The following is a 5,465-nucleotide window of genomic DNA, read 5'->3' as shown; positions in this document are numbered from 1 at the left end:
TGTCAACTTCTGTCACTCCCTAAAACTTCTTCTTAAAAATTTTCCCGTACAGATAGTCTTTAAATTCTTTTGTTTCCAACACCTCTATTTCATCCATCAGGCCCAGGACAAAACGGCCTACTCCGGCATAACTGCATACTTCGGTTTCGAAGATGTATTCGTTATCATTGACCTTGGTAACATACTCCTTTGCCATAGGATACTCCTCACATAGAAGGTTGTAGGCCAGCAGGCTCATCCGGAGCTTGACAGGATAGCGGTTCGGCGTATGCATGCGGAAGGGATCAGGTTTCCCTTCGCAGTGTTTTTCTTCGTACTGCCAGGTTCTGTCATACAGTTTTACCTCTTCAATACGGCTCGTCTTGAAAACCTTATTTTGCTGAGATTCGGGTTCGAAGCACCATACATCGGTGAAGTTGGTGGTAAAGCGAAATGGCTCCACCAGCCTGTCGCGGATAAACTGACTGCTCGAAGAACGGTATTTCACCAGCACAACCTGCTTTTTTTGCTGAATGGCTTCGCTGAGTTGCTGAATTACATTGCTGTGCTGGAGGTTTACCTCAGCCGCAGTGTATGGTACGGTTTTGTAAAGAGAATAGAGCTTTTCGCGCAGGTTGGTGAGCACTACAGAATCTCCTTCCAGGCTGTTGATGGCCTGGGCCAGCAGGTGCGCTTCCTCCTTGCTGAAGTGGAGCAGATCACTCAGGGCTTTCCCCCGCTCATTATAACGAAGCTGATAGTATTCGTGGTTTCTTTCCACGAAAAAGCCGGCATGATTAAGCGTATCAAGATAGCGGAAGGCGGTACGCTCCGATATCTCAATTGCTTCTGCTATTTCTTTAATTGTATGCCCTGTTCCCGTAGAAAGGAAAATGATAAGCTTAAGAATCCGCTCAATTTTAGGCTGATCGCTCATATTTAAGTTTTTTAATACCTGAATGCCAGAGAGTTGGTTAAGTCTGTTCCGAAGTTAAGAAAATGTCGGATAAGTTGTTTAACCGAAGAGGATGAAAAGCTTCGTATTTTTGATGTTCCTGGCCAACATCTTATCTCTCAGCCGGTTGTTGCCGTAGGGCCTGCCGACGGAAAGGGGTTTTCTGCCTGATGCCTTTTTCAGGGGGTTACAACCATGCGCTTTACAACCCTGTAACCGGTGGATGTTTCAAGGGTAACCAGGAAGATGCCGGGCCTTTTTTCCCCGTCTGACAGTAACCAGAGAATTTCGTGGTTCCCTGGCAGATACTCTTCGTCACGTATTGTTCTCACGGGTCGTCCCTGGATATCGTGGATGGTTATGCGGATGCGTTCTGGTTTATACACCCTGAATTTTATAAATACATGATCAGTGGCCGGGTTGGGAAACATTTCGGTGATTTCAGGAGCTTCTTTGTTACTTTCAAGCGAGGGGATGTCGGTCATGCTGTTGCGCGAGCCGGGTGTGCCTCCGGGATTTTGGGAGGCGTTCCAGTTTTCTGCCAGGCTATGGTCCGAAAAAGGATCGGTAAGTTCCAGGGTAGGCCCGTTTCCGTCAGGTTCTTCAGGCCAGGGATAGGATGTGCCGTACCGCACCGAATCAACCAGGATACCTGCCGGGTTGTACAATCTTATGCAGTCTCCGTTTCCACTCAGTCCGAAGCCAAGGTTGCCAATGGCATTATTTACTGCAGGGTGGATGGAGCGGAACAGGGAAATATCGCGGCAGAGCACGAGATATCCCCGCGGAGGAAGAATGGTTCCGTCGGGCACCACATACCGGTGGGACGAATCGCTGTCGGTTACCACCCAATGCGAAATATCCTGTGGCTGAAGTCCGGTATTGTACAATTCTATCCAGTCGTCAGTAAAGACTTCAGCCGGGGAGTGGTAATTGATTTCGTTAATAACAACCGGCGGTATACCGGAATGATCGGGTTCAAAGACCGCCTTGATGGTGGTTTTGGCCGAAAGGGTGACAGTTGTGGCAACTGAATTGACATCGGCCACCGGGCCTTCCCAGCGCACAAACCTGTAACCGGGATGGGGAAGGGCTGCCACAGGTACAGGTAGGTTCTTAAAATATATACCGCTCCATGGAAAAGTGGTGAGGAAAAGGGTATTGACCCGCACCATACCGGCGGCGGCATCGTTAACGGTAACCCGCAGGGAATCATGGCCTGCCAGAGCAAATACATCACGTATATGCTGCCGCATGTAGTATGGCCTGTAGAGAGCAAAGGTTTTCAGATTGGAAATCTCCTGATTCCAGTTGTAAATGCTTCCACCCCAGCGTTCAAAATGCAGGGGCATTTCATCCTTCAGGGCACCGGCAAACCGGTCGATGTACTCCTGCACCCTCTTATAAGTAAACAGGCTGTTCATCATATCGGCAAACCGGTTGATGAATTCGGTCTTAAATTCACTGTTCAGGACCAGGTTACGGAAAAGGAAGGTGCTCCAGGGCGGATTGGGCCAGCTGGGTCCGTTGGTTTCCAGAGCAAACGCCAGGGTGTTTTTTTGGTAGTTTTCCAGAGTCCACAGCCCGAATCCAAAATCGGTGTCAAACAAAATCCATCTCCACTTGCCTTCACTGGTTTTCGGGCGCCAGTACTTCAGGTTGTTACCCGGCCAGTCCCAGTTGTCGTAATAAATTTCAGCAATCTGGTAGTCGATATAATTTTTGATGTCCATCATTCCCTTTACCGCTTCATAATTCTGCTGAACCGAAAGGGAGTTCATACTGATAAAGTTCATCATTTGCCAGTAGTGGTCGGCATCTCCGTGGATTACATTTCCATTGAATTCCAGAAGATCAATCTGGTGGGGGTCAGTCTTTCCGTGAGCGGCAAGAAAATGTTCGTTGATTTTTTCACGCAGGTTCAGCACACCCCAGTATTCGCCATTGATATAGACCGAAGCCGGCCGGTAGGCCTGAAGTTCCAGCCCGGTTTCAGCTACCAGCGACGTCATGAGCCCGTCACGCATCTGACTGATGTTCCAGTCGTTGCCTGAATTTCTCAGTACGAAGGCCTGGTATGAAGTGAAAGGAAGACCGGGGAAAAGGGGGTAGGCAAATTCTTTGGCTCCATATTCACCGCGGGCAAACAATGCAAAGGACTTCTGGGGATTTCCTCTTGAATAATTTCCGTAAATTTTTATCCCGGCAGGCGACGAAAAACGTTTGGATGTGTCGGGTTCAAAAAGGTCAATATGAACGGGGCGTTCCCAGTCCTGCCAGAAGTTGGCGCCAAAGTAAGGAAAGTCAGGCGATGCATGCGGCCCCATTTCATAAATGCCGTAATTGTAGTCAAAAAGATTGCAGGGATTGGTGACGATGGATACCAGAGGTATTACCGGTGAAGTTTTGCGGAGAAAGGAGACTGTCTGTACTTTTCCCGGCAGGAGGTTTGCATTGTAGAGCCGGGCACGGACAACGGTATTTCCGTCAATGGTAACGGGATGTGTGTAAAGTGAATCTCCGGTACCCGGTTCCCGGCCGTCAAGGGTGTAAAATACCGAGTCGCCTGCTTCTATGCCATTTATTGTAAGCTGAAAGGGTTCACTGAATATTCCTCCTGGACGGGAAAATGAAATACTGCGCATGGCCGCAGGGGGATAGGCTCTGGTACCATTCGGCATTCCGGGTGTTGATTGTGCAAAAAGCCAGTACCCTGGTTCTCCGTCGGGATGCTTCCCGGCCGAGACATCCCTCTCAAGGGCTCCTGGCATAAAAATATCCATTTGCACTCCGCCTGCTGAAGTAAGGATGATGGTATCGCCGTCACTGCTTATTTTGAAGTTGGTATGGAAGGAAGAATTGTGCAGTCCGGTCAGTGAATCGATGCCGCGCGGTTGTTGCACCGGTGTGGAAAATCCAAGTGTAAGAAAGGGAATTGCCGTCATGTCAGATGATCCGGTACTGGTATTGTGCACCTGGATGGCCAGAACGTTTTTCCCCGGCAGAATCAGCAGGCTGTCAGGATTAACATGAAATCCGTCAGGCATTCCGCCCTGGTAAATGACAGCCTCATGAGTGGCGGCATCGGCAGTGGCATTCCATGCAGGAGGTACGCCCGGTGTGCCCAGATGGGCCCGGGCAATTTCCTTTCCGTTAAGGTAAGCAACAAACCCGTCGTCATAATCCATATGAAGCCAGCAGTCTTTTACTGCCGAAGGGTCAGGCAGGTAAAATGTTTTTCTGATGAACACAGAAAGAGTACCGCCAGGCAAAAGGGTTGCATCGTCTCCGTCGCCATATCCGAAACCGGTAAGGCCCGATGGCCAGGAAGAGTCGTCAAAACTCACCGACCTCCACATAGCCGGGGTGGATGCATTGGGTACCAGATATTTGCATGTGTCACCCCGGCGAAGAATGGTTTCGTAAAACAGGGGAGGAGAGAGGCGGTTCTTGTCGGAAGCAAATACCACCAGGTATTGGCGGGGCGCCATAGTATAAGCAGGGAAACACCATTTGAAGGGCTGAGCGGGATCATCCGACAAACCGACGCCGGTCAGGTCGAACGGTGCGTCCGTGGCGTTCCACAGTTCAATCCAGTCGGGGGCATTGCCGTCTTCATCGTACAGGGCAGTTCCGTTGGAACTCATTACCTCATTGATCACTACCTGGCTTTGTGCCGGAAGTGGCAGAATGCTTAATGCCGGAATGGTGAGAAGGAAGAATACGGCCTTGTTTATCAATGCATTAATGCGCGGAATCATTATTTGGTTCATGGTTCAATTGTAATGCTAATATTGCACTTAACAATAAATTAACCAAGGGATTTTACGACAGCAAGCAATTTTTTGTTTGGAATAATGGTCTTTTTTATGTTTATTATTGTTAAGGTCGCTGGCAAAACGATGATCAAATACCAATCCAATTCCCTGAAGGGGATTAAGAATTATGGGGGGCGGGGTTCCAGGGTTCCTTTGATTTAGCATAGAGCGTAAAGCGTAGAGCGTAAAGAGGGGTATTGGGTTCAGAGTGCAGAGCATTTTTTAATTAGCGTAGAGCGTAAAGCGTAAAGCGTAAAAAGGGGAATTGGGGTTAGAGTGCAGAGGATTGTTTATTTAGCGTAGAGCGTGAAGCGAATGGCAAAAGATCTTATCATTTCCCCGTTAGGGGATGAAGGACAATAGATGTGGTGATGTAAACCAAATCTTTTTCCCCGTAGGGGATTAAGGAACGGTTTCTAAAGTTCCAAAGTTCCAGGGTTTCAAAGTTCCAGCGTAGAGCGCAGAGCGTAAAGCGAGGAGCGAATGGCGAACTGCGAGCGGACAATGATAAAAATAAGTTTAATTGCATTCCTTCATTATTTGAACATTATATAAATTGTCGTTGTTTGTAAACAAACTTTATTGACATGAAAGAAAAAATCGTTTTGATTACCGGGGCTACCTCAGGTATTGGAAAAGAAACAGCCCGCAAACTGGCAGAAATGGGTGCAGAACTGGTGCTGGTTGCGCGCGACGAAGAAAAACTGAATAAC

3 protein-coding genes are annotated in these 5,465 nt (G+C 48.4%); 1 reads left to right on the top strand and 2 read right to left on the bottom strand.

The features are described from left to right. Positions 1-19 precede the first annotated feature (19 nt). Both GX419_04710 and GX419_04705 read right to left on the bottom strand, forming a co-directional pair. Positions 20-916 carry a WYL domain-containing protein gene (locus GX419_04710; GenBank protein ID NLI23991.1) on the bottom strand — a complete coding sequence of 299 codons (897 nt, stop codon included), beginning with the start codon at positions 914-916 and terminating at the stop codon, positions 20-22. Between the two features lie 197 nt (positions 917-1,113). Further along, on the bottom strand, positions 1,114-4,707 hold the full coding sequence (locus GX419_04705; GenBank protein NLI23990.1) for a T9SS type A sorting domain-containing protein: 3,594 nt from the start codon (positions 4,705-4,707) through the stop codon (positions 1,114-1,116). 632 nt (positions 4,708-5,339) lie between these two features. Here GX419_04705 and GX419_04700 point away from each other — a divergent pair. After that, a partial coding sequence (locus GX419_04700; protein NLI23989.1) for an SDR family NAD(P)-dependent oxidoreductase occupies positions 5,340-5,465 on the top strand: 126 nt, incomplete at its 3' end.

It is taken from the genome of Bacteroidales bacterium, assembly GCA_012517825.1.
Classification (GTDB): Bacteria; Bacteroidota; Bacteroidia; order Bacteroidales; family JAAYUG01; genus JAAYUG01.
Note: the sequence above shows the minus strand (reverse complement) of the source record. Positions and strands in the feature narration are given on the sequence as shown.

Coding starts and splice junctions, on each gene's coding strand:
- GX419_04710 (NLI23991.1), bottom strand. CDS start 916: ATGAGCGATCAGCCTAAAATTGAGCGGATTCTTAAGCTTATCATTTTC.
- GX419_04705 (NLI23990.1), bottom strand. CDS start 4,707: ATGAACCAAATAATGATTCCGCGCATTAATGCATTGATAAACAAGGCC.